Annotated in this window: 17 protein-coding genes and 4 pseudogenes; 17 read left to right on the top strand and 4 right to left on the bottom strand. The window is 67.9% G+C overall.

Annotation, left to right across the window (positions count from 1 at the left end; translation table 11 throughout):
• The 3 genes and pseudogenes from H4N64_RS42215 to H4N64_RS42205 all read left to right on the top strand — a co-directional run.
• Nucleotides 1–212: pseudogene (locus tag H4N64_RS42215) on the top strand (IS256 family transposase); the annotation flags it as partial.
• 14 nt (nt 213–226) lie between these two features.
• A complete protein-coding gene (locus H4N64_RS42210) occupies nt 227–631 on the top strand; it encodes a GNAT family N-acetyltransferase (protein WP_186287928.1) in 405 nt (134 codons plus the stop codon).
• Between the two features lie 272 nt (nt 632–903).
• On the top strand, nt 904–1,290 hold the full coding sequence (locus H4N64_RS42205) for a guanyl-specific ribonuclease (RefSeq protein ID WP_186287927.1): 387 nt from the start codon (nt 904–906) through the stop codon (nt 1,288–1,290).
• Here the strand turns inward: H4N64_RS42205 and H4N64_RS46625 are convergent.
• Nucleotides 1,278–1,592 (bottom strand): hypothetical protein, encoded by a 315-nt coding sequence (locus H4N64_RS46625; protein WP_186287926.1) that lies wholly within the window; start codon nt 1,590–1,592, stop codon nt 1,278–1,280. The genes H4N64_RS42205 and H4N64_RS46625 overlap by 13 nt on opposite strands.
• Nucleotides 1,593–1,624: 32 nt before the next feature.
• Between H4N64_RS46625 and H4N64_RS42195 the strand changes: the two genes are divergently transcribed.
• From H4N64_RS42195 to H4N64_RS46085, 3 genes and pseudogenes are all read left to right on the top strand, one after another.
• Complete coding sequence (locus H4N64_RS42195; protein WP_186287925.1) at nt 1,625–2,374, top strand: thiamine pyrophosphate-binding protein; 750 nt, start codon at nt 1,625–1,627, stop codon at nt 2,372–2,374.
• A gap of 51 nt (nt 2,375–2,425) precedes the next feature.
• Nucleotides 2,426–3,857 (top strand): annotated as a pseudogene (gene nhaA, locus H4N64_RS42190) (Na+/H+ antiporter NhaA).
• A gap of 109 nt (nt 3,858–3,966) precedes the next feature.
• Complete coding sequence (locus H4N64_RS46085) at nt 3,967–4,494, top strand: site-2 protease family protein (RefSeq protein WP_260860319.1); 528 nt, start codon at nt 3,967–3,969, stop codon at nt 4,492–4,494.
• A gap of 188 nt (nt 4,495–4,682) precedes the next feature.
• Here the strand turns inward: H4N64_RS46085 and H4N64_RS42180 are convergent, their stop codons facing one another.
• Together H4N64_RS42180 and H4N64_RS42175 are read right to left on the bottom strand one after the other, a co-directional pair.
• Nucleotides 4,683–5,858: a S8 family serine peptidase gene (locus H4N64_RS42180; protein WP_186287924.1), complete on the bottom strand. Its 1,176-nt coding sequence runs from the start codon at nt 5,856–5,858 to the stop codon at nt 4,683–4,685.
• A 111-nt stretch (nt 5,859–5,969) separates the two neighbouring features.
• Nucleotides 5,970–6,113, bottom strand: a complete 144-nt coding sequence (locus H4N64_RS42175; RefSeq protein ID WP_260860317.1) for a DUF397 domain-containing protein — start codon at nt 6,111–6,113, stop codon at nt 5,970–5,972.
• 219 nt (nt 6,114–6,332) lie between these two features.
• Between H4N64_RS42175 and tnpA the strand changes: the two are divergent.
• Nucleotides 6,333–6,762 (top strand): annotated as a pseudogene (gene tnpA / locus H4N64_RS42170) (IS200/IS605 family transposase).
• A gap of 450 nt (nt 6,763–7,212) precedes the next feature.
• On the opposite strand, the pseudogene H4N64_RS46080 reads toward tnpA, so the two are convergent.
• A pseudogene (locus H4N64_RS46080) lies at nt 7,213–7,393 on the bottom strand (acetyl-CoA C-acyltransferase); the annotation flags it as partial.
• Between the two features lie 421 nt (nt 7,394–7,814).
• On the opposite strand from H4N64_RS46080, the gene H4N64_RS44665 reads away from it, so the two are divergent.
• The 10 genes from H4N64_RS44665 (at nt 7,815) to H4N64_RS42120 (ending at nt 17,659) form a co-directional block, all read left to right on the top strand.
• Nucleotides 7,815–7,967 carry a hypothetical protein gene (locus H4N64_RS44665; RefSeq protein ID WP_222110042.1) on the top strand — a complete coding sequence of 51 codons (153 nt, stop codon included), beginning with the start codon at nt 7,815–7,817 and terminating at the stop codon, nt 7,965–7,967.
• A gap of 493 nt (nt 7,968–8,460) precedes the next feature.
• On the top strand, nt 8,461–9,429 hold the full coding sequence (locus H4N64_RS42160; protein WP_186287923.1) for a hypothetical protein: 969 nt from the start codon (nt 8,461–8,463) through the stop codon (nt 9,427–9,429).
• The gene (locus H4N64_RS42155; RefSeq protein ID WP_186287922.1) at nt 9,426–10,874 is read left to right on the top strand and encodes an ABC transporter substrate-binding protein; all 1,449 of its coding nucleotides are present in this window, start codon (nt 9,426–9,428) and stop codon (nt 10,872–10,874) included. Before H4N64_RS42160 ends, H4N64_RS42155 begins: the two co-directional genes overlap by 4 nt.
• The gene (locus tag H4N64_RS42150; RefSeq protein ID WP_186287921.1) at nt 10,871–11,767 is read left to right on the top strand and encodes an ABC transporter permease subunit; all 897 of its coding nucleotides are present in this window, start codon (nt 10,871–10,873) and stop codon (nt 11,765–11,767) included. The genes H4N64_RS42155 and H4N64_RS42150 overlap by 4 nt, the downstream gene beginning before the upstream one ends.
• Nucleotides 11,764–12,933 carry a branched-chain amino acid ABC transporter permease gene (locus tag H4N64_RS42145; protein ID WP_186287920.1) on the top strand — a complete coding sequence of 390 codons (1,170 nt, stop codon included), beginning with the start codon at nt 11,764–11,766 and terminating at the stop codon, nt 12,931–12,933. Before H4N64_RS42150 ends, H4N64_RS42145 begins: the two co-directional genes overlap by 4 nt.
• The gene (locus H4N64_RS42140; RefSeq protein ID WP_186287919.1) at nt 12,920–13,756 is read left to right on the top strand and encodes an ABC transporter ATP-binding protein; all 837 of its coding nucleotides are present in this window, start codon (nt 12,920–12,922) and stop codon (nt 13,754–13,756) included. The genes H4N64_RS42145 and H4N64_RS42140 overlap by 14 nt, the downstream gene beginning before the upstream one ends.
• Nucleotides 13,753–14,469, top strand: a complete 717-nt coding sequence (locus H4N64_RS42135; protein ID WP_222110043.1) for an ABC transporter ATP-binding protein — start codon at nt 13,753–13,755, stop codon at nt 14,467–14,469. Before H4N64_RS42140 ends, H4N64_RS42135 begins: the two co-directional genes overlap by 4 nt.
• 6 nt (nt 14,470–14,475) lie before the next feature.
• Complete coding sequence (locus tag H4N64_RS42130; RefSeq protein ID WP_186287917.1) at nt 14,476–14,949, top strand: hypothetical protein; 474 nt, start codon at nt 14,476–14,478, stop codon at nt 14,947–14,949.
• 607 nt (nt 14,950–15,556) lie between these two features.
• A complete protein-coding gene (locus tag H4N64_RS47085; protein ID WP_418896340.1) occupies nt 15,557–16,036 on the top strand; it encodes a lytic transglycosylase domain-containing protein in 480 nt (159 codons plus the stop codon).
• Nucleotides 16,037–16,480: 444 nt separating this feature from the next.
• Nucleotides 16,481–17,659: a lytic transglycosylase domain-containing protein gene (locus H4N64_RS42120; RefSeq protein WP_260860323.1), complete on the top strand. Its 1,179-nt coding sequence runs from the start codon at nt 16,481–16,483 to the stop codon at nt 17,657–17,659.
• Nucleotides 17,660–17,792 lie beyond the last annotated feature (133 nt).

The raw sequence follows: 17,792 nt of genomic DNA, 5'->3' as shown, positions 1-17,792 counted from the left end.
GCGTAGTCAACGACGACGGCACCACCGCCAACGGTTCCTCGTTGATCGACGAGATTGTCCGGGAGGGCGCAAGAAGGATGCTCGCGGCGGCCCTGGAGGCCGAAGTCAACGCCTACATAGCCGAGTTGGTCGACCAGCGGGACGAGGCCGGCCGACGGCTCGTGGTCCGCAACGGCTACCACCAGCCCAGGAAGGTCACCACAGCGGCCGGCTGCACAAAGCCGCCATGAGCGCCTACGTCACGGCTATCTGGGGCTGGGACGAGCAGATCCAACGCGACTTCCATGCCCGCGTGTTCAGCCCCTGCCGGTGGCAGATCATCACCGTCGACGGCGCCGATGCGGGCATGCTCCACGTCGAGCACCGGCCGACGGAGATCTACCTGGCGCGGATCGAACTCCACCCCGACCATCAGGGACGCGGCATCGGCAGCCGACTCATCCACAGCCTCCTGCACCAAGCGCGCCAGCAGGGCCGGGACCTCACCTTGGACGTCCTCATCGTCAACCAGAGGGCCCAGGCCCTCTACCGGCGACTGGGCCTGCACGAAGTCACCCGTCACGGCGAGAACGACATCAAGGTCAGGATGTCCTCCAAGCCGCCTCAGCCCGGCCCGATCCACAGATCTTGACAATGGCTCGTGCAGCGCAGACCCACTGCCGGTCGGCGGATGACCCTTGCCGCGTTGGCGAGCAGCAGCACGCCGATCCCGGGGTCTGCGGCTGCTGCTGAGCTGGAGAGCAAACGGCTCTGCCCTCGGGTCACCGGGCGAGACAGCGGCGTGTGGGGGCAACGTGGTGACGCTGGGTCGCACGTTAACTCCGCGAAAACTCCTCGGACTTGCGGGAAATTCTGCACGGCTGTCATTGACATGCCACTGTCTACGCGCGTCATCATGAAGCCATGAGATTCCCCCCACGAATCACCCTCATCGGCGCGGCAGCCGCCGTCCTGTCCGCCCTCCTCGTCGGAGGCACGGTCACCGCGACCCCGGCGGCCGCCGCGGTCGGCAGCATCTGCTACAGCGACCTGCCCTCGCAGGCGCACGACACCCTCGACCTGATCGAGCAGGGTGGCCCCTACCCCTACTCCCAGGACGGCACCGTCTTCCAGAACCGGGAAGGGATCCTGCCCAGCCAGTCCTCTGGCTACTATCACGAGTACACCGTGATCACGCCGGGCTCCTCCACGCGCGGTGCGCGCCGCATCGTCACCGGTGAGGAGAACCAGGAGGACTACTACACGGCCGACCACTACGAGTCCTTCGACCTGGTCAACTACGGCTGCTGAGTCCCCCCACGGATCAGCCCGAGGAACGGTGCGACCCGCTGAAGGTCCGGCAATGCGCTCAGCCGGGCCTTCAGCGTCCGGCGGCGACCGATAGGCACTCTGAAGAGCGTGGTGCGTTCCCGAGCCGGTGATGCAAGCCCGCCTTGCCGGAAGGCTTCAGTCACGCCCTCAGGCAGGCACCGCAGCGAGACGCACTGCGCTTCGCCCGGCAGGCGCCGCTTCACGATCAGGCGCACGGCCTCGATGGCATCGGCATCCTTCGGTAGGGCTACGTAGGGCTCTGCGAGATCACGTGCGCGCACGGGCTCCTCCTGGATACGCCATAGGCGGGTCGGTGTCCTCCGCGGTGATCATCTTGTCGCCCGCCAGACGGTATGACCTTGGTCAATTCCAGGGAGACAAGGAAGCCGTGTTCATGGCCGGAGGGGCCAATCGGCGCAGCCCTGACGGCACTGCGGCGATCGTGCACGGCGCACGAGGCCTCACCAACGCTCTGGGCGCCGTCGCCGACGTGCGGCGCAGCGAGGTACCTGTTCTGTGTCTCGTGGGCATGGCGTCGACCGGTTCCGCGGCGTTCCTGCCTCCGCACGCCGAGTTCGGCCTCATCCCCGCAGCCGGAGCCTTCGCGAGCGCGTTTCACGACTGCTCCGGGATGACCGAGCCCGATGCCCGGATCTTCCTCGACACGGTCAACGCCGCTTTCGCCGCACTGGATGACAGGCCGGCGGGGCCGGTGCTGCTCGGGGTCCCCCAGGATGTGCTGTCGGCCCGTTTCGTACCACCCGCCGATCTGGCCGCTGCTCCGGCGGAAGACCGCGGGCTGGCCGCGGTGATCGACGAGCCGCATGCCGATCGCCTCTCCCGCGCCCTCCAGGGGCGCACGGTCGCCGACTGCCTGCCCGTGGCACGGCCATTCCTGCCGGCCGCCGACCCCGACTGGACGGCCCCCGAACTCGCGGAGTTGATGGCCCGGAGCCGAAGTCCTCTCATCCCCGTGGTCAGCCGGCCCGCCCGGGAGCCGGCTCGCCTGCTCGGGGTGGTCACGGCCGCGCGCCTTCCGGAGCGTCTGCTGGAGGCCGTCTGACCGCTCCTGCCGCGTTGACCAGCACGCTCTGTCCGAAAGGCAACCGATCGCATGTCCCGGCGTAACCGCGGACCCCGCACGTTCCTCGGCCGACTCCCTCTGCCTGAGCGCATGTTCGTCGCGCAGGCTCTGCGTACGGAGACCGTCGGCAGCATCGTGCTCCTCGCCGCGGCAGCGGTGGCACTGGTGTGGGCGAACACGCCGCTGAGAAGCTCCTATGAGGAGGTGCGGGACTTCCACTTCGGTGTCCCCGCCCTCGGCCTTGATCTCTCCGTGGCCCACTGGACGGCGGACGGACTGCTGGCCATCTTCTTCTTCGTCGCCGGCGCCGAACTCAAGCGCGAACTGGTGGTCGGAGAGCTGCGCGATCCCAAGGCGGCGACTGTGCCGGTGGTCGCCGCAGCCTGCGGCATGGCCGTACCGGCAGTCCTCTATGGAATCGTCGCCACGTCCGGAGGAGGAACCTGGAACGGCTGGGCCGTGCCCATGGCTACCGACATCGCCTTCGCCCTCGGCGTGCTCGCCGTGATCGACACCCACCTGCCCTCCGCGCTGCGCGCCTTCCTGCTGACCCTCGCGATCGTCGACGACCTTGGCGCCATCATCGTCATCGCCCTCTTCTACACCGCGTCCATCCACGTGCCTGCCGGCCCTCATCGGGGCCGTCCTCGCCCTCGGCCTCTTCTTCCACCTGCACGACCATCGGCAGGTGCACGGCTGGTACTGGTATCTCCCTCTGGCTTTGGTCATCTGGGGCCTGACCTATGCCAGCGGCGTCCACGCCACCGTGGCCGGAGTCGCCATGGGGCTGCTTCTGCGCGTGGCGAAGGACGGAAAGGCAGGCCATCGTCCGGCCGAGCACATAGCCCATCTGGTCCGACCGGTCTCCGCGGGAGTGGCCGTTCCCCTCTTCGCGCTGTTCGCGGCCGGGGTGAGCGTATCCGGCGACACGCTGGGGACCGTGGTCACCAGCCCCGAACCACTGGGCGTCGCTCCGGGTCTCTCAGCGGGCAAGGTCCTGGGTGTCTTCGGCGGCACGTACCTGGCCATCCGCTTCACCCGTGCCCAGCTCGGCCCAGGACTCGCGCTGGCGGACGTGTTCGCCCTGTCCACACTCGCCGGCATCGGCTTCACCGTCTCGCTGCTGATCGGCGAACTGGCCTACCCGGACCCGACGGAGCAGGAGCACATCAAGGCCGCCGTCCTGCTGGGATCGCTCACCGCCGCGCTCGTGGCATGCGTCCTGCTGAGGCTGCGGAACAACAAGTACCGGCGACTGTACGAGGCAGAGACCGTCGACGCGGACGCCGACGGCATCCCCGACATCTACCAGATCGACGAAGCCACGCCTGCGCCGAGCCCCCGGGTCGCCCGTCGAGGGTGGGCAGGTAGGAAGCGGCCCGGTCGCACCCCGATGCCCCCGAACGCCGACCGCCCTCACCGCGGTGGCGGCCAAGACCATCCGCCCCAAGCCGCCGGATGACCACCATGCTCGCCACGACCACGTCGTCAGACGGCCGATCGCAAGGAGCCCCGCGCGGCACACCGGCTCACCATGACGGCATCCCGGATCGGGTCGGCAGGAGACAGTAATGAAGAGCTCGCTACGGATCGGACATATTCTCGGGGTGCCGCTGCGCGACCACTGGACCGTGCCCCTGCTGGTGTTCCTGTTCGGCTCCAGCCTGGGCAGCGGGACGCTTCCCGCCTGGGTCCCAGGACAGTCGACGACCGCCTACACCCTCGCCGGGATCATCGGCGCCCTGCTGCTCCTGCTGAGCCTGCTGGCGCACGAGTCCGCGCACGCTGTCGCGGCCCGGCGCAAGGGCATCCCCGTCCGCAACGTCACCCTCTGGGCCCTCGGGGGCATGACCGAGATGGACAAGCCCCCCGCACCGGGGGCGGCCTTCCTCGTGGCCGTGAGCGGGCCGCTCAGGGACGTGCAGGTGCCACCGGTCGTCACGGACGGACCCATTTTTGGGTACGAGCCGACCAGATGCTCGGAGTTGTCGTCCAGGAGGAGTCCGGCATCGGCCAGGCCGTCGAGGTACGCCTTCGCGGTCGGCGCCCAGTTCCCCGGATCATGCTTCCGCTTGATGGGCCTCGGGTACAGCACGTAGTACACGGCGCCCGCAGAGCGGCGATGGCGGCCAAAGTCGGGCAGCTCCGGCCCTCCGGCGCCGACGGTGGCCCGCCGCGGGGCAACCGCCCGGCCGCGCCGCCGACCGAATTGGACAGACGCCACCAGACGCAGTCTCGGACGCCCCCGTGCCAGGGCCCACAGCCACACCGAAGATAGAGAACAAGCTCAGAGGGCGTTCTTGTACAGCAGTCGGTTGGGGGTGCCGGCGCGGTTGTTCTTGATCACACCGCTGGTGGCGTTGCTGGTGATCCAGTTGTTGACGGTGGAGGACGCTGCGTCGCCCTTGGCGCCCTTGTAGAGCGCGCCCACACCCGCGACGTGCGGGCTGGCCATCGAGGTGCCGCTGATGGTGTTGGTGGTGCCCAGGAGCCAGGCGGAGGTGATGGAAACGCCGGGCGCGTAGGTCTCCACGCAGGGGCCGTAATTCGTGAAGGATGCGGCGGTGTCCGTCTTGTCCGACGCCGCGACGGTCATCACACCGGAGGCGCTGGCCGGCGAGGTCTTGCAGGCGTCCTCTTCTTCGTTGCCGGCCGCGACGGCGAGGAAGACACCGGAGTTGTTGAGGCTGGTGGCCGCGCTGTTGACGGTGGCGGAGAAGCCGCCGCCGAGCGACATGTTGGCGACGGCAGGCTTCACAGCGTGGGTACGGACCCAGTCCATGCCCTCGATCACATCGGCGTTGGTCCCGATGCCGGCGCAGTTGAGGACGCGCACGCCACGGAGCTTGACCCCCTTGGCCACGCCGTAGGTGGTGCCGCCGATGGTCCCGGCGACATGTGTGCCGTGGCCGTTGCAGTCCAGGCCGGTGCCTCCGAGAGTGGCGTCGTAGGCGATCGCGGCGCGGTTGCCGAAGTCGGGGTGGCTGGGGTCGATGCCGGTGTCGATGATGTACGCCGTCACGTTGGAGGCGGTGGTGTTGTAGCCGTAAGTCGTGGACAGCGGCAGGTTGCGCTGGTCGATACGGTCGAGGCCCCAGGTGGCGTTGCCCTGGGTGGCGGTGGCGCGGACGGTGCGGTCGGCGCGGACCTGCTGGTCCTCCTCGATACGGAGGACGGCGGGGTTGCGGCGCAGGGCGTTGAGCTGACCGGCGTTGAGCTCGGCCGCGAAGCCGTCGATGACGGCGTTGTAGGTGTGCCTCGTACGCACCCCCGCGATGCGGGCCAGGCCGTCGGCGTTCGTACCGGGTTTGAGGGTGACGATGTACTGGCCGGGTATTGCCCTGCCGGTGGCACGGGTCACCTCGACCAGGTGGTCGTTCGCCGTGGCGGCTTCCGCTGTTGCGGGAAGTGCGGCCACGGCGAGGGGGATCGCCGTCAGGGCGGCGCCTATGCGTATTTTCACGGGGTGCCTGTCCTCCTTGTCACGCCCGCTCAGGGATCGCCACAGCAAGCGTTCCGAGTGGGGGGCGAAGGGGAACGTATGTACACCGCCTTGCCAGTGACAAGAGTTAAATCATGTGCTTCGTGTGTCGGTTTTGAGGGCGCCGATGAAGGTGGTCCAGGCGGTGGGGGGCGAAGAGGATGGCGGGGCCCTGGGGTGCTTGCTGTCGCGGACGGGGATGTGGGCGGTGGGTGGGCGTCGTTCACTTCGAGGCATTCGGCTCTGCTGCCCGGCATCCTGGATTCGTCAACTCAAGGCACGAACCCCACTACTTGGCCCGGGACTCCTGTCTCCGTCCCCACGAGCGCGCAGCGCGTCGTTGAAGACCACCCGAGCCACCCGAACACCCTTGCCAGCGCCGAGCACTGCGGGCCGTTCGGATACAGGCGGAACCCGTACCGAAGCCGCATGGCGCTCACCATACATACGTGGTTCATGTCACCACGCTGGAACCCAAACCCCGGTGTACGCACCGGCCGTCACGTCGCCTACAACCTGCACGTCCACTTGGTTTTCGTCACGAAGTACCGGCGCAAAGCCATGACCGACGCCATGCTGACGCGGTCCGAGGAGATCATGCGGGAGGTGTGCGCGGACTTCGAGGCCGAGTTGAAGCAGTTCAACGGCGAGGACGATCACGTACATCTGCTCGTGCACTACCCGCCGAAGGTCCAGCTCTCCAAGCTGGTCAACTCGCTCAAGGGCGTATCCGCCCGTCTGCTGCGCAAGGAGTACGACACCCACGTACGCCGGTACCTGTGGGGTGGTCACTTCTGGTCCGGCTCGTACTTCGCCGGAAGCTGCGGCGGGCGCCCTGACCGTCGTGAAGCAGTACATCGACAACCAGAAGCGCCCCGCGGGCTGAGGTGAACAGTGCCGACCCGTGCTCCCGTGCGGGTATGAGCAGTTCTGAGAGGGCCTTCACCCCGGCGTAAACGCCGGAGCACTGGCCAAGATCAAAGGTAGAGAACAGAAATGATCAACAACCACGGGCGTCGTGCATCGAGGGGCACAACCCGCGCCAGAATCAAGCCTGTGACGGCCAGTCAACCTAGACACCGGCTGCTTGGACGGTGACGACAAGGTGTTCGCGTCGGCCGTGGTGACGTGCCAGGCACCGCCGGTTCAGGTGCGCGATTCCGTGCTCGACCCGGATGCGTCGGGAGGAGTGTGCATGCCGTTGTGCGGCATGCGTCACGTCGTACCACGCTGGTGCGTTTCTGCGGAACTTCCGATGATGAAGCGGTCTCGGTCCGGCCGCCCGGCCGCGGGCCTGCGCACTTTGATCTCGGTGGCGTCCAGGATTGCGGTCTGCCATGGCGATGTAGGCGTCGGGCAGCCAGCCCTCGGCGCGAGGGTCGACCCAGATCTGCCCGCCGGACGAACTTCTCGGTGCGCGCCTGCGCCTCTGCGAAGACTGGGTTCTCGGTGTGGGGCAGGCCATCGGTGTTGCCCTTGACGTACCGGCTCACCGTCCCGACCCCGGCGGAGAGGAACTCCAGGTGCCGGTACCCGCCGTGCACAGTGCTGTCCTGGCCGGAACTACCTGTACCGCACAGGTGAAAGATCTGCTGCACAACCCGTTGACGTACATACCGTCCAGTCAGTACGGTCCCCGCAATCGCGATGCCGCCCCCCTCCCCCCGCATCCCCCCTCCGTCGCCGCACCCACCGGAGTGTTCACCCATGGAACGGCGCCTTCCGCAGCATCCGCTCATCCCCCCACCACGGCCGCGGCCGACGACGCAAGGAGACGGCACAAGGGCGCCCGACTCGGCGAGCCGACTGGCCGCCGTCGTACCGACACGCCTGCGTCGCCGTGGACGCCGGCACCCGCTGGCTACTGCACTGCGGCGACGCCATTTACCACCACGGAACGATCGACGGCCACTCCCCGTACCTGCCGCCCTGCGCGCCATGGAAGCCCTTGTCGCATTCGACCTGAAGAGGGTCAGCGACAACCACGCCCGTCTCGCCGAACTCTACCGGCGCGCAGACCCCGACCTGGCGATCAGCTGTGCCCACGACTCGGCGCTGTACGAAAAGATGTGTGCGCAGGCGTGTAACTGACGCCATGGTGGGCGCCGTACGCAGCGCGCCCACTCATGCTGGAACGGCCGACGGCCGTGTCGACTAGGTACGTATGTCAGTTCCGGGGTGCACGTCGCCCGCAGGACGCCGACTGGCCCGGCGCGACCACGATGCGGGTGCGCGCTGAATGTCGCCAGTGAGGGCAGACTTCTGGGTCGCCTCCGTGACCCGGTGTTCCTCGATGCCCGAGGGCCAGCGTGCTACCTCGAGCCGTGGGAAATCAAAAGCACTCTTGACTTCTCGTTGACGCGACTACGTCCGTCATATCGCTTGCGGACTACGTCCGCCATATCGCTTGCCTACCCACAAGTAATTCAGTCCAACAGTGTAGTTGGACTGGCCAAGGAGACAGATGCCTACTCCCAGCAGTCTCGGCGCCGGGTTCGCCGCGTCGTGCGCCGTGCTCCTCAGTGCGGCCGGACCGGTCAGCGCGGCACCCGCCGTTGAGCCGGGCCCCTCCATCGGAGGAAAGGTGTATCAGGCGGGTTGGTGGTGGAAGAGCAACGACGAGAACGAGATCGACAAATCGGGCCTCATCGCTAGGCCTGAGCCGACGCCGCCGAATGTGCCGGCCGGTGCGATGACCGTGGCGGCGGTCAATGGTGCGGAGGAGATGGTCGCGGCCATCGAGTTCGCGCTGGAATACGGCCCGGGCGCGGATGTGACCTCGTTCGATGTGATGCTGAGGGAATCGTCCGCCCCCAACTCGAACGTGAACTCCGACGGCGAGGGCGTCAAGGTCGTGGCGTGCCCTGTCGCGGATGCGTTCTGGGCCAAGGCCGAGGGTGGAAAGTGGTCGTCGCGGCCGGCTTACGACTGTGAACGCGCCACTGCTGCCGGCGAACGCGGCGAGGACGGGATCTGGCACTTCGACCTCACGTCGATCGCGCGGCTCTGGCTGGCGGAGGACAGTCAGCTACCCACTTCGATCGTCCTCGTGGAGCAGGTCGAGGCGCCGATGAGTTTCCAGGTGACCTGGGACGGGCCGTCGGACAAGGGCATCGGCATGAAGCTGGTGGCGACCGGGGGAGCGACACCCCCACCGCCGGCTGCCATACCGGCGGACAGCGGGACGACAGGCGGTTCGGGCGCGGTCGACACGGGTGCCGGTACGGACTTCTCCGGAGAAGTACCGGCGGATGCAGGAACCATGCCGGATGACGCCACGGCGCCGACCGCCCCGGAAGCCCGGGACGTGGCCCGCAGCAGCGGGCTGCGGTCGCCGACTGCGGCCACCCCGGTGACGCATGTGGGCTCAATGCTGGAGGACATCCCCGGCGGAGTTCTCTTCCTGATCCCGGTCGGGCTCGGGTTCGCCTATGCGGTGATGTTCGCGCTCGGCCCGAACGGTGAGCCGGCTCTGTCCGGTGCGCGTCACGGTGTGGGCCGCGCGCTCGACCGATTCCGGGCCAACAAGACGTTTTCCAAGGAGGCGCAGTGATCCGGCGACGGTCGAGGCAGATCGGTATCGCAGCGGTGGCGCTGACGTTTGCGGTGGTCTCGGGCTGCGGGCAGAAGCCGGGCGTGAACCGGGTTTACGCCGGGCAGGGTGGATCGAGTGGACAGGGCACCGCTACAGGTGAGCTCGGAGGGGTTGGTGCGGACGGTCAGCCGGTTGACCCAGGCGCCCTGGACCCCGGCGCGCAGGACGTGGGTGCGGGCGCTGGCACAGACGCCGCCGGTACCGGTACCGGGACCGGGACGGGCACCGGGGGTACCGGTGACAGGGGCGGCAGCGGTGGCGGCACCAGCGGGCCGGTGCCGCCGGGTGTCGGCGATCCCACGCCGCTGAAGCCGGGGGAGCCGATCAAGATCGGCGTGCACGCACCGGTGACGGGCGCGGCGGCGATCCCCCAGAACTCGATCGAGCGCGCGGTGGGCGTGTACGCCGACTACATCAACAAGAAGGGCGGGATCAACGGGCGGAAGCTCCAGGTCAAGCTCGAGAACGACAACTTCGACCCGTCGACTGCGGTATCGAAGTGCAAGAGCTTCATCGAACAGAAGTACTTCCTGGTCATCGGTTCCGCCGGTGCCGACCAGATCGACGCCTGCGCGCGCTACGCGAACTCCCGGCAGTGGCCCTACATCTCGGGCGGTGTGCATGAGTCCAATCCGCGTCTCGGTTCACTGAACGCTCTGCAGACCTACTTCGCGGCCTACCTCACCTACGAGCAGCAGGCGCCGGTGATCACACGTGAGATAAGGGCGGCCTTCTCCGGGCAGAAAGTCGGGCTGATCGTCGCGGAGAACGATAATCTGGACAACTACGCGAAGATACAGGGCAATTCACTGAAGCAGGCGTTCGGAACCAAACTCGTGCTGAACGACCGCGCTCCGAAGAAGATCCAGGCCGAAGCAACGTCGATCGCGGCGAAGATTTGCAACAGCGGTGCGAAGGCGGTCGTGTGGAACGCGAGCCCTGGCGGCCTGGTGAATGTGTCCAAGGCGCTGACGTGCAGCGTGAAATTCTATGGTCCTGGGAACACGAGCGGGCTCAACGTGGTTGCCACGGGTGGCTGCCCGCAGATCAATGGCGCCCGGTTCTTCTCGTCGTTCCCGCAATTGGACAGGATAGACTCGATCGACCCGGAGTTCCGGAAAGCGTATAAGGCGAAGAACGGCGGAGCTGATCCGGACGATATCGCCATCAATGCCTGGGGCCTCGAGAAGCTGGTCGGTCAGATGCTCCAGGCGGCCGGCAAGAACCTCAGCCACCGCACGTTCATGGCGACGCTCAACAGCGGCAAGACCTTCGACTCCGGGGTGTTCCCGTCGGCCAAGTTCGCACCGAACAAGAGGTTCGGTGGCAGCGCGATGTACCTGCTGGAAGCCGACTGTGGTGCGCGGCAGTTCAAGACCCGGCCCGGGAGGTACAAGCCGTGAGCCAGGAGCTGGTCGTCGCCCTGGTCAACGGGCTGTTCCGGGGCAGTGTGTACGCGTTGGTAGCGCTGGGCATCGTGCTGGTGTACCGCGCGACCGGTGTGTTCAACTTCGCGCAGACGGAGTTCGGCACCACCGGCTTGTTCGCAGCCTTCGTGGCCGTGGAAATGTGGCACTGGGACTACGCGCTGGGCCTGCTGTTCGGCATATCCGTGGCCATCGTCATGGGGCTGGTGACGGAGCGAGTGGTGATCCGTCCGCTGCGGCACAGCTCGAAGGTGACGCTGCTGGTAGGTACCGCCGGTGTCGCGACGACCGCGATCGGCATCCAGTTCTGGCTCACCAACGAGCAGCCGATCCGGGAGATGCCGCCAATCGTCGAGGGCTCGATCGCCACGGTTCTGGGAGTCGCCATCACGTACCAGAAGGTGATCACGGTGCTGGTACTGATCGTGGTGGCGCTGGCGCTGGCGGCGTTCTTCCGGTCGCCGTCCGGGCTGGCGATCCAGGCCGCGCAGCAGGAGGCCACCGCCGCCGAACTGGTGGGCATCAGCGTGCGCCGGGTGTCGCTGATGACGTGGGGAATCGCCGCGGCCCTCGGTGGGCTGGCGGGGATCCTGTCGGGTCCCAACGACACCTTCACCGCGGCGTTCCTCACCTTCGGCGGCGGTGCGGCGCTGCTGCCCGGCCTCATGGCCGCGGTGCTCGCCGGGATGCGCAGCATGCCCGGGGCGCTGGCCGGCGGCCTTCTGGTGGGCATCGTGGAGCAGTTGGGTGCGCTCAGCGCGCTGGCCGACCTGCCCGGGCCGAAGGCGACGATTCTTTTCGTGTTCCTGCTGGTAGTCCTGCTGCTCCGCCCGGAGGGCCTGTTCGCGCGAAAGGTGGTCGGCGCATGAGTGCGGTACAGGCATCGCCCGGCAAGGAGGCGTCCGCCGAGAGCACGCTCGTTCTGCCCAGCGTGGTGGGGAAGCCCAAGTCACGGTTCCGGCCGACCACCGCCGGGTGGTTCGCCCGCGGCTTGGCGTGGGCGGCCCTGGCGTGGTTCGTGTTCGCGGTTCCCGGCAACTTCCTGTCGCCCTTCGACCTCCATGGCGAGGACATCGGACACCTGATCACCGCTGCCGTGTTCGTGATCATCGGGCTCTCGCTCAACATCCTGATCGGATACACCGGCACCATCTCGCTCGGCCACCAGGCGTTCGTGGGAATCGGGGCGTTCATGGCGGCCTACATGGAGGTCGACCTGGGCATCGACTTCTGGTTCGCGGTGCCGATCGCGGCGATCGTGGGTGGCGTGCAGGCAGCGGTGCTCGGTGCGATCTCGCTGCGGCTCACCGGGTTGTACTTCGCGCTGGTCACCTTCGCCTATGGCGTGTTCACCGAGGAGAGCATCTTCGGGATCATCGGCTTCACGGGCGGTGACGCCGGCAAGGCGGTCACGCGGCCGATGGGGTTCCAGAGCCCCACGGCCTACTACTACCTGTGCCTCGGGTTCGTGGTCGTGGTGCTGTGGCTGGATTGGCGTTTGACCAGAACCAAGGGCGGACGGGCACTGCAGGCCCTGCGGGAGAACCCGAGGGTGGCGTCCTCCTATGGGATCAACGTCAAGGCCTACACGTTGCTCGCGTTCGTCACCTCGGGAGTGTTCGCGGCCGTGGCCGGAGCGCTGTTCGCGCACGGCAAGGACCTGATCGTCCCGCAGAACTTCGGCTTCGAGCTGGCGCTGTCTTTCATCTTGATGACCGTCGTGGGCGGCTTGCGGAACCGTGCGGGAGTGGTGATCGGCTCGGTCTTCTTCGCACTCATGGAGGGCGGCTGGCTGTTCAAGACCTGGCTGTTCGACACCGTCGGGGTGGACTGGCTGCTTGAGGACGGCATCGGGTTGCCGCTGAGCTTCGTGCCCCTTGTCCTCGGCCCCATCCTGCTGATCCTGACGCTGACCACCCACCCCGGCGGTATCGGACAGCAGATCGCGCCGATCAAGGAATGGATGCTCGGCCGGAAATTCGACATCCACACCGGGAAGGTGCGGGACGTGGAGGTCACCGATGTCCGTGCTTGAGGTCGACAACGTCAGTATCCACTTCGGCGGCGTGAAGGCGCTGCAGCACATCGACCTGAAGGTCGGGGAGTGGGAGATCGTCGGCATCATCGGCCCGAATGGGGCCGGCAAGACGACGCTGTTCAACTGCATCACCGGGTTCTACAGCCCCACCAGCGGCAGCGTCCGCTACCGGGGCATGGACATCACCGGCAAGCCGGTGCACGAGCGCACCAAGCTCGGGATCGGCCGCACGTTCCAGAACGTCGGCCTGGTGAAGAACACCACCGTGCTGGAGAACCTGGTGACCGCCCAGCACCTGGAGACGGACTACGACGCGTTCGCCGGCATCCTCGGTGGACCGGCCACGTTCGCCGAGGAGCGCAGGCTCGCCGACCGGGCGCACCAGATCCTCGAGCTGATGAACCTTGACGGAGTCGCGCAGGCCCGCGTGGCCGACCTGCCCTACGGCATGCTCAAGAAGGTAGAGATCGCCGCGGTGCTGGCCACCGACCCCGACCTGCTGCTTCTGGACGAGCCGGGTTCGGGCATGGGCCCGGAGGAAGCCCACCAGCTCGGCGACACACTGCTCGAACTGCGCAAGCAGTTCGGCGTGACGATCGTGATGATCGACCACCATGTGCCGCTCGTCACCAGGGTGTCCGACTACGTCTACTGCCTCAACTTCGGCGAGGTGCTGACGGAAGGCAAACCGGACGAGGTGCGGCGGCACCCCGAGGTCGTGCGCGCCTACCTGGGCGAGGACCCGGAGGAACCTGAGGCATCCACGGTCGCCGCGGCCGACGCGCCGGCCACCGAGCAGGCGAGGGAGGAGTACGTCTGATGGCGCTGCTCGAAGTGCGCGACCTTGTGGTCGGCTACGACCAGTACCCGGTGCTGCACGGCGTCAGCTTCGATGTCGAGCAGGGCGAGTGCTGCGTGCTGCTCGGCCTCAACGGCGCGGGCAAGACCACCACGGTCACCACGGTCGCGGGGATGCTGCAGCCGCAGTCCGGCTCCATCACCTTCGACGGCAAGGAGCTGCGCAAGGGCTCGCCGTCACAGCGGGTGGCCGGCGGCATCTCGCTCAGCCCGGAGGGCCGACGGCTGTTCCCCCGGCTGACGGTAAGTCAGAACCTCAAGCTCGGCGCGTGGTCCCGCCGCCGCGACTCCAAGACGCTCAAGCGGCAGATGGACCTCGTGCGGGATTACTTCCCGCGCCTGGCCGAGCGGGAGAACCAGCTCGCCGGCACGCTGTCCGGCGGCGAGCAGCAGATGCTGGCGGTGGGGCGCGCGATGATGTCCCGCCCCAAACTGCTACTGATCGACGAAGCCTCGCTCGGCCTGTCGCCCACTGTGGCGCGCACGGTTTGGGAGGTCACCTCGCGGATCAAGGCCGACGGCACCACGGTGCTGATGGTGGAACAGAACGCCGGCGCGCTGCCGTTCGCGGACCGCGCGCTGATCATGGAAAAGGGAACGTTGGTGTACACCGGCGTGGGAGACGAGTTGCGGACCGTCAACCTGCGCGAGGCGTACCTCGGATCAGGTGCATAGGAGTACATGGTGCAGATCAACTTTGGTCGGCTCGGCGGGCAGCTCGGTGTGCTGCTGTGCCTGATCGGCTTCGTCCTGATGTCCCTCGGCTGGAACGGCGCGGCGAGCTACAACTCACTTCCAGCGCAGTTCCCCTACCTCATCTCCGGCGGCGTCATCGGCCTGGCGGTCGTGGTGGTGGGTGCCGCGATGCTCATCGTGCAGAACCACCGGGTGGACCGGGTGCGTTTGGAGGCGGCGATCGACCGTCTCGCCGTCGCCCTAGAGAAACAAGGGCTCGGCGGTCCCGGCGCGCAGGGTCCGGGCTTCAGCGGCTACGTGGTGGCCGGTGCCGCGTCCTACCACCGCGTCGATTGCCAGCTGTCGGAGGCGCGGGACGAGGCCGAGCTGATCGGCATCGAGGAGGCGATCGACCGCGACCTCTCGCCCTGCCGGGTCTGCGCGCCGCCGCGCGTTGCGATACCCGCCCGGCAGGGTTGAGACGGGCCCTGCCACAAGTGCGCAACACGAGAGCCTCGTGAGGAGAGACGCTGACGTGCTTCTGACCAAGTGGCCGTGGCTGCGGATCAAGGTCACCCCCGCGGTGGCCGGGGCGGTCGCCGCGACCACCGCGGCAACCGGGGTCGCGTTGTACCAGGTCACCCAGCCGGCCGAAGCCAGCCAGCTCATGGCGGGAGCGGTTGACGGCGGAAGACCGCTGTACCTCGAACCGCCACCGGTGGACGCCCTGGAGCTGGAGCCCTCACCGGCTCCGTCGGCGACACACGCGGACGAGCATGATCGTACGGATCGGATGCGGCCGGTAGGGGCCGTCGCCATCCCCGAGCGGGTGCTGGCCGCCTACCGGAGTGCGGTGGCCGTGCTGAACGAGCGGCGACCTGGTTGTGGGCTCAGATGGCCGCTGCTGGCGGCGATCGGCCGCGTGGAATCGGGTCACGCCCGCGGTGGCCAGGTCAATGCAGACGGCAGCACCATCACCCCCATCCTGGGGCCCCGACTGGACGGCGGCCCCGGTCTGGCGGCGATCCGCGATACGGACAACGGGGTCTATGACAGTGACAGCGCATGGGACCGCGCGGTCGGTCCTATGCAGTTCATACCCTCTACGTGGCACCGTTGGGGAGTCGATGGCAACGGCGACGGCACCGCCGACCCGCACAACGTGGGCGACTCCGCGCTCGCGGCGGCCCACTACCTGTGCGCCGCGGGAGGAGACGTGAGCCGGGACGGCGGCCTGCGCCGAGCCGTGCTCGCGTACAACCACTCCGAGCAGTACCTGGACGTAGTGCTGGCGTGGATGCGCGTCTACGCGGGCGGGTCGGCGGCGGTCGAGACCTCGCCGGCCACGCAACCGACGCATACTGCGTCGCCGGAACCGCGCCCCGGCGATGAGCCCTCACGGCGGGACAAGGAACCACCACGACAGGGCAAGGAACCACCGCGACAGGAGAGCCCGTCCCCAAGCCCAGCCAGACCACCTGAGTGGCATGAGCCGGACGAGCCGGCTCCGTCGGATCAGCCATCCGAGCCGGAGGTACCGGATCTGCCGCTGACCAGTGACGAGTAGACGGCAGGAAGGCATCCGGCGGCGGAGCCGCCGGGCCGGCCCTGGCAAGAAGATGGTGCCCGCTCTCCGGGCTCGTCGCGGCCGACGGCGGCCGCTCACCTGGCCCCTGCACACCGGCCTGCTCCTCGCCAAGGAGTAGGCACTCGCCGGCGCACCCATCCCGGCAGAGCGCGCCGTCGCGATGGGGCTCGCCGACCATGTGGTGGCCGATCCGTTGGCCGAGGCCATGGCATGCCGCGAAACGGATCGCGGGGCTGCCGCGGCAGGCGGTCGAAAGCACTGAACGACTATGCGGCCGTACGCCGTTGACGACCGGTCATGCCGGCGGCGCGGGTGCTGGTTCGTGATGAGAACGAACAAACGGAAAGTGGGTTGCCCCCGGTAGGGCGACCGCCTGATGCGCCGGTAGCCGACCGAGTGCCCTGAGACGTTGTGAGGTTGACCATGCAAGAACCGGGAAAACAGCAGTCCGGTCATGACGACCGCGTCGGACGCCCGGTGATGTCGCTGTCCGATCCCCACGTGACACGGCCGGAGCGCCATGTCCGCACGATGCGTTGGAAGAAGTTGGTCGGAGCCCTGTCGACGATACTGGTGGTGCAGCATGTCATACCTTCCTCGGCAGCTCTCGCTCCGGCCGCTGCTGAGGAGCGAGTCGTCACGGACCCAGGTGCAGACGGTGGAAGCACCCCTCTCTATCCCGCCTACCCCGATTTCGTGTCACTGCCGGATCTGCCGAGTGCGACCGACAGCCCTGCCGTGCTGAACGGAAGAGGCCGGGGGCAGGCACGGCCTGTTGTCCAGGGAATTCCGGCGACGGTGCTGCAGGCTTATCAGCGGGCGGTGGACAACACCAGGGCGTCGGAGCCGGGTTGCCACCTGCCGCTGCCGTTGCTGGCGGCGATCGGGAAGGTGGAGTCCGGGCATGCGCGGGGCGGTGATGTCGACGCGCAGGGCACCACTCGGACGCCGATTCTGGGACCTCGGTTGGATGGCAGTCCCGGTGTGTCGGCGATCGCCGACACGGATCACGGGCTCCACGACCACGACAGCGTCTGGGACCGCGCGGTCGGATCCATGCAGTTCATCCCGTCCACCTGGCGCAGCTGGGCCGCCGACGGCAATGCCGACAGGAGGGCCGATCCGAACAACGTCTTCGACGCCTCGCTGGCCGCAGGCCGATACCTGTGCGCGGCCGGCGGTGATGTGGCCACACCCGAGGGGCTGCAGCGCGCCGTGCTCGCATACAACCACTCAGAGTCCTATCTCAACCTGGTACTGGCCTGGATGCGCGTATATTCCGGCGGCCCCGTCGCGGTGCCCGACACACCGGGCTCGGATCCCAACACCGCACCGGGTGCGCCCCGCCACCCCGCACGGCAACCGGAACCCACACCGCCGCCGCGCAGGGCGGACAACACTCAGGAACCGGGACGACCCGTCGGCAACCAGCCCGCTCCGGCACCATCCCCGGGCACGAGTACGCCGGGCGGTGACAGGGGCGGCGCCCCCGGTGGTGCCCTGCCTTCGTCGCCCGACGCACCGAGCTTGCCAGCTCCCGTCCCGACCTCGTCGACACCTCCGTCGACTGTGCCAACCGTCAACACGGGGACCACCGGTTGATACGTCGGGCAGTTGATGAGACGCCACCTCAGTCGGTCAGGGACGCCTGGCTGACCGAGGCCATCACCGGCACGGCCCCCTCCGGCAGCACACCCGGACGCTACACCGCCCCGGACACCCTGCTGACGTTCCT

Source organism: Streptomyces cupreus (genome assembly GCF_014257025.1).
GTDB lineage: Bacteria > Actinomycetota > Actinomycetes > Streptomycetales > Streptomycetaceae > Streptomyces > Streptomyces cupreus.
This window is presented reverse-complemented; position numbering and strand designations above follow the sequence as displayed.

Coding starts and splice junctions, on each gene's coding strand:
- H4N64_RS42140 (WP_186287919.1), top strand. CDS start 12,920: ATGTCCGTGCTTGAGGTCGACAACGTCAGTATCCACTTCGGCGGCGTG.
- H4N64_RS42145 (WP_186287920.1), top strand. CDS start 11,764: ATGAGTGCGGTACAGGCATCGCCCGGCAAGGAGGCGTCCGCCGAGAGC.
- H4N64_RS42210 (WP_186287928.1), top strand. CDS start 227: ATGAGCGCCTACGTCACGGCTATCTGGGGCTGGGACGAGCAGATCCAA.
- H4N64_RS42175 (WP_260860317.1), bottom strand. CDS start 6,113: ATGCCTCGAAGTGAACGACGCCCACCCACCGCCCACATCCCCGTCCGC.
- H4N64_RS42205 (WP_186287927.1), top strand. CDS start 904: ATGAGATTCCCCCCACGAATCACCCTCATCGGCGCGGCAGCCGCCGTC.
- H4N64_RS42120 (WP_260860323.1), top strand. CDS start 16,481: ATGCAAGAACCGGGAAAACAGCAGTCCGGTCATGACGACCGCGTCGGA.
- H4N64_RS42130 (WP_186287917.1), top strand. CDS start 14,476: ATGGTGCAGATCAACTTTGGTCGGCTCGGCGGGCAGCTCGGTGTGCTG.
- H4N64_RS46085 (WP_260860319.1), top strand. CDS start 3,967: ATGAAGAGCTCGCTACGGATCGGACATATTCTCGGGGTGCCGCTGCGC.
- H4N64_RS44665 (WP_222110042.1), top strand. CDS start 7,815: ATGGAAGCCCTTGTCGCATTCGACCTGAAGAGGGTCAGCGACAACCAC.
- H4N64_RS47085 (WP_418896340.1), top strand. CDS start 15,557: ATGCAGTTCATACCCTCTACGTGGCACCGTTGGGGAGTCGATGGCAAC.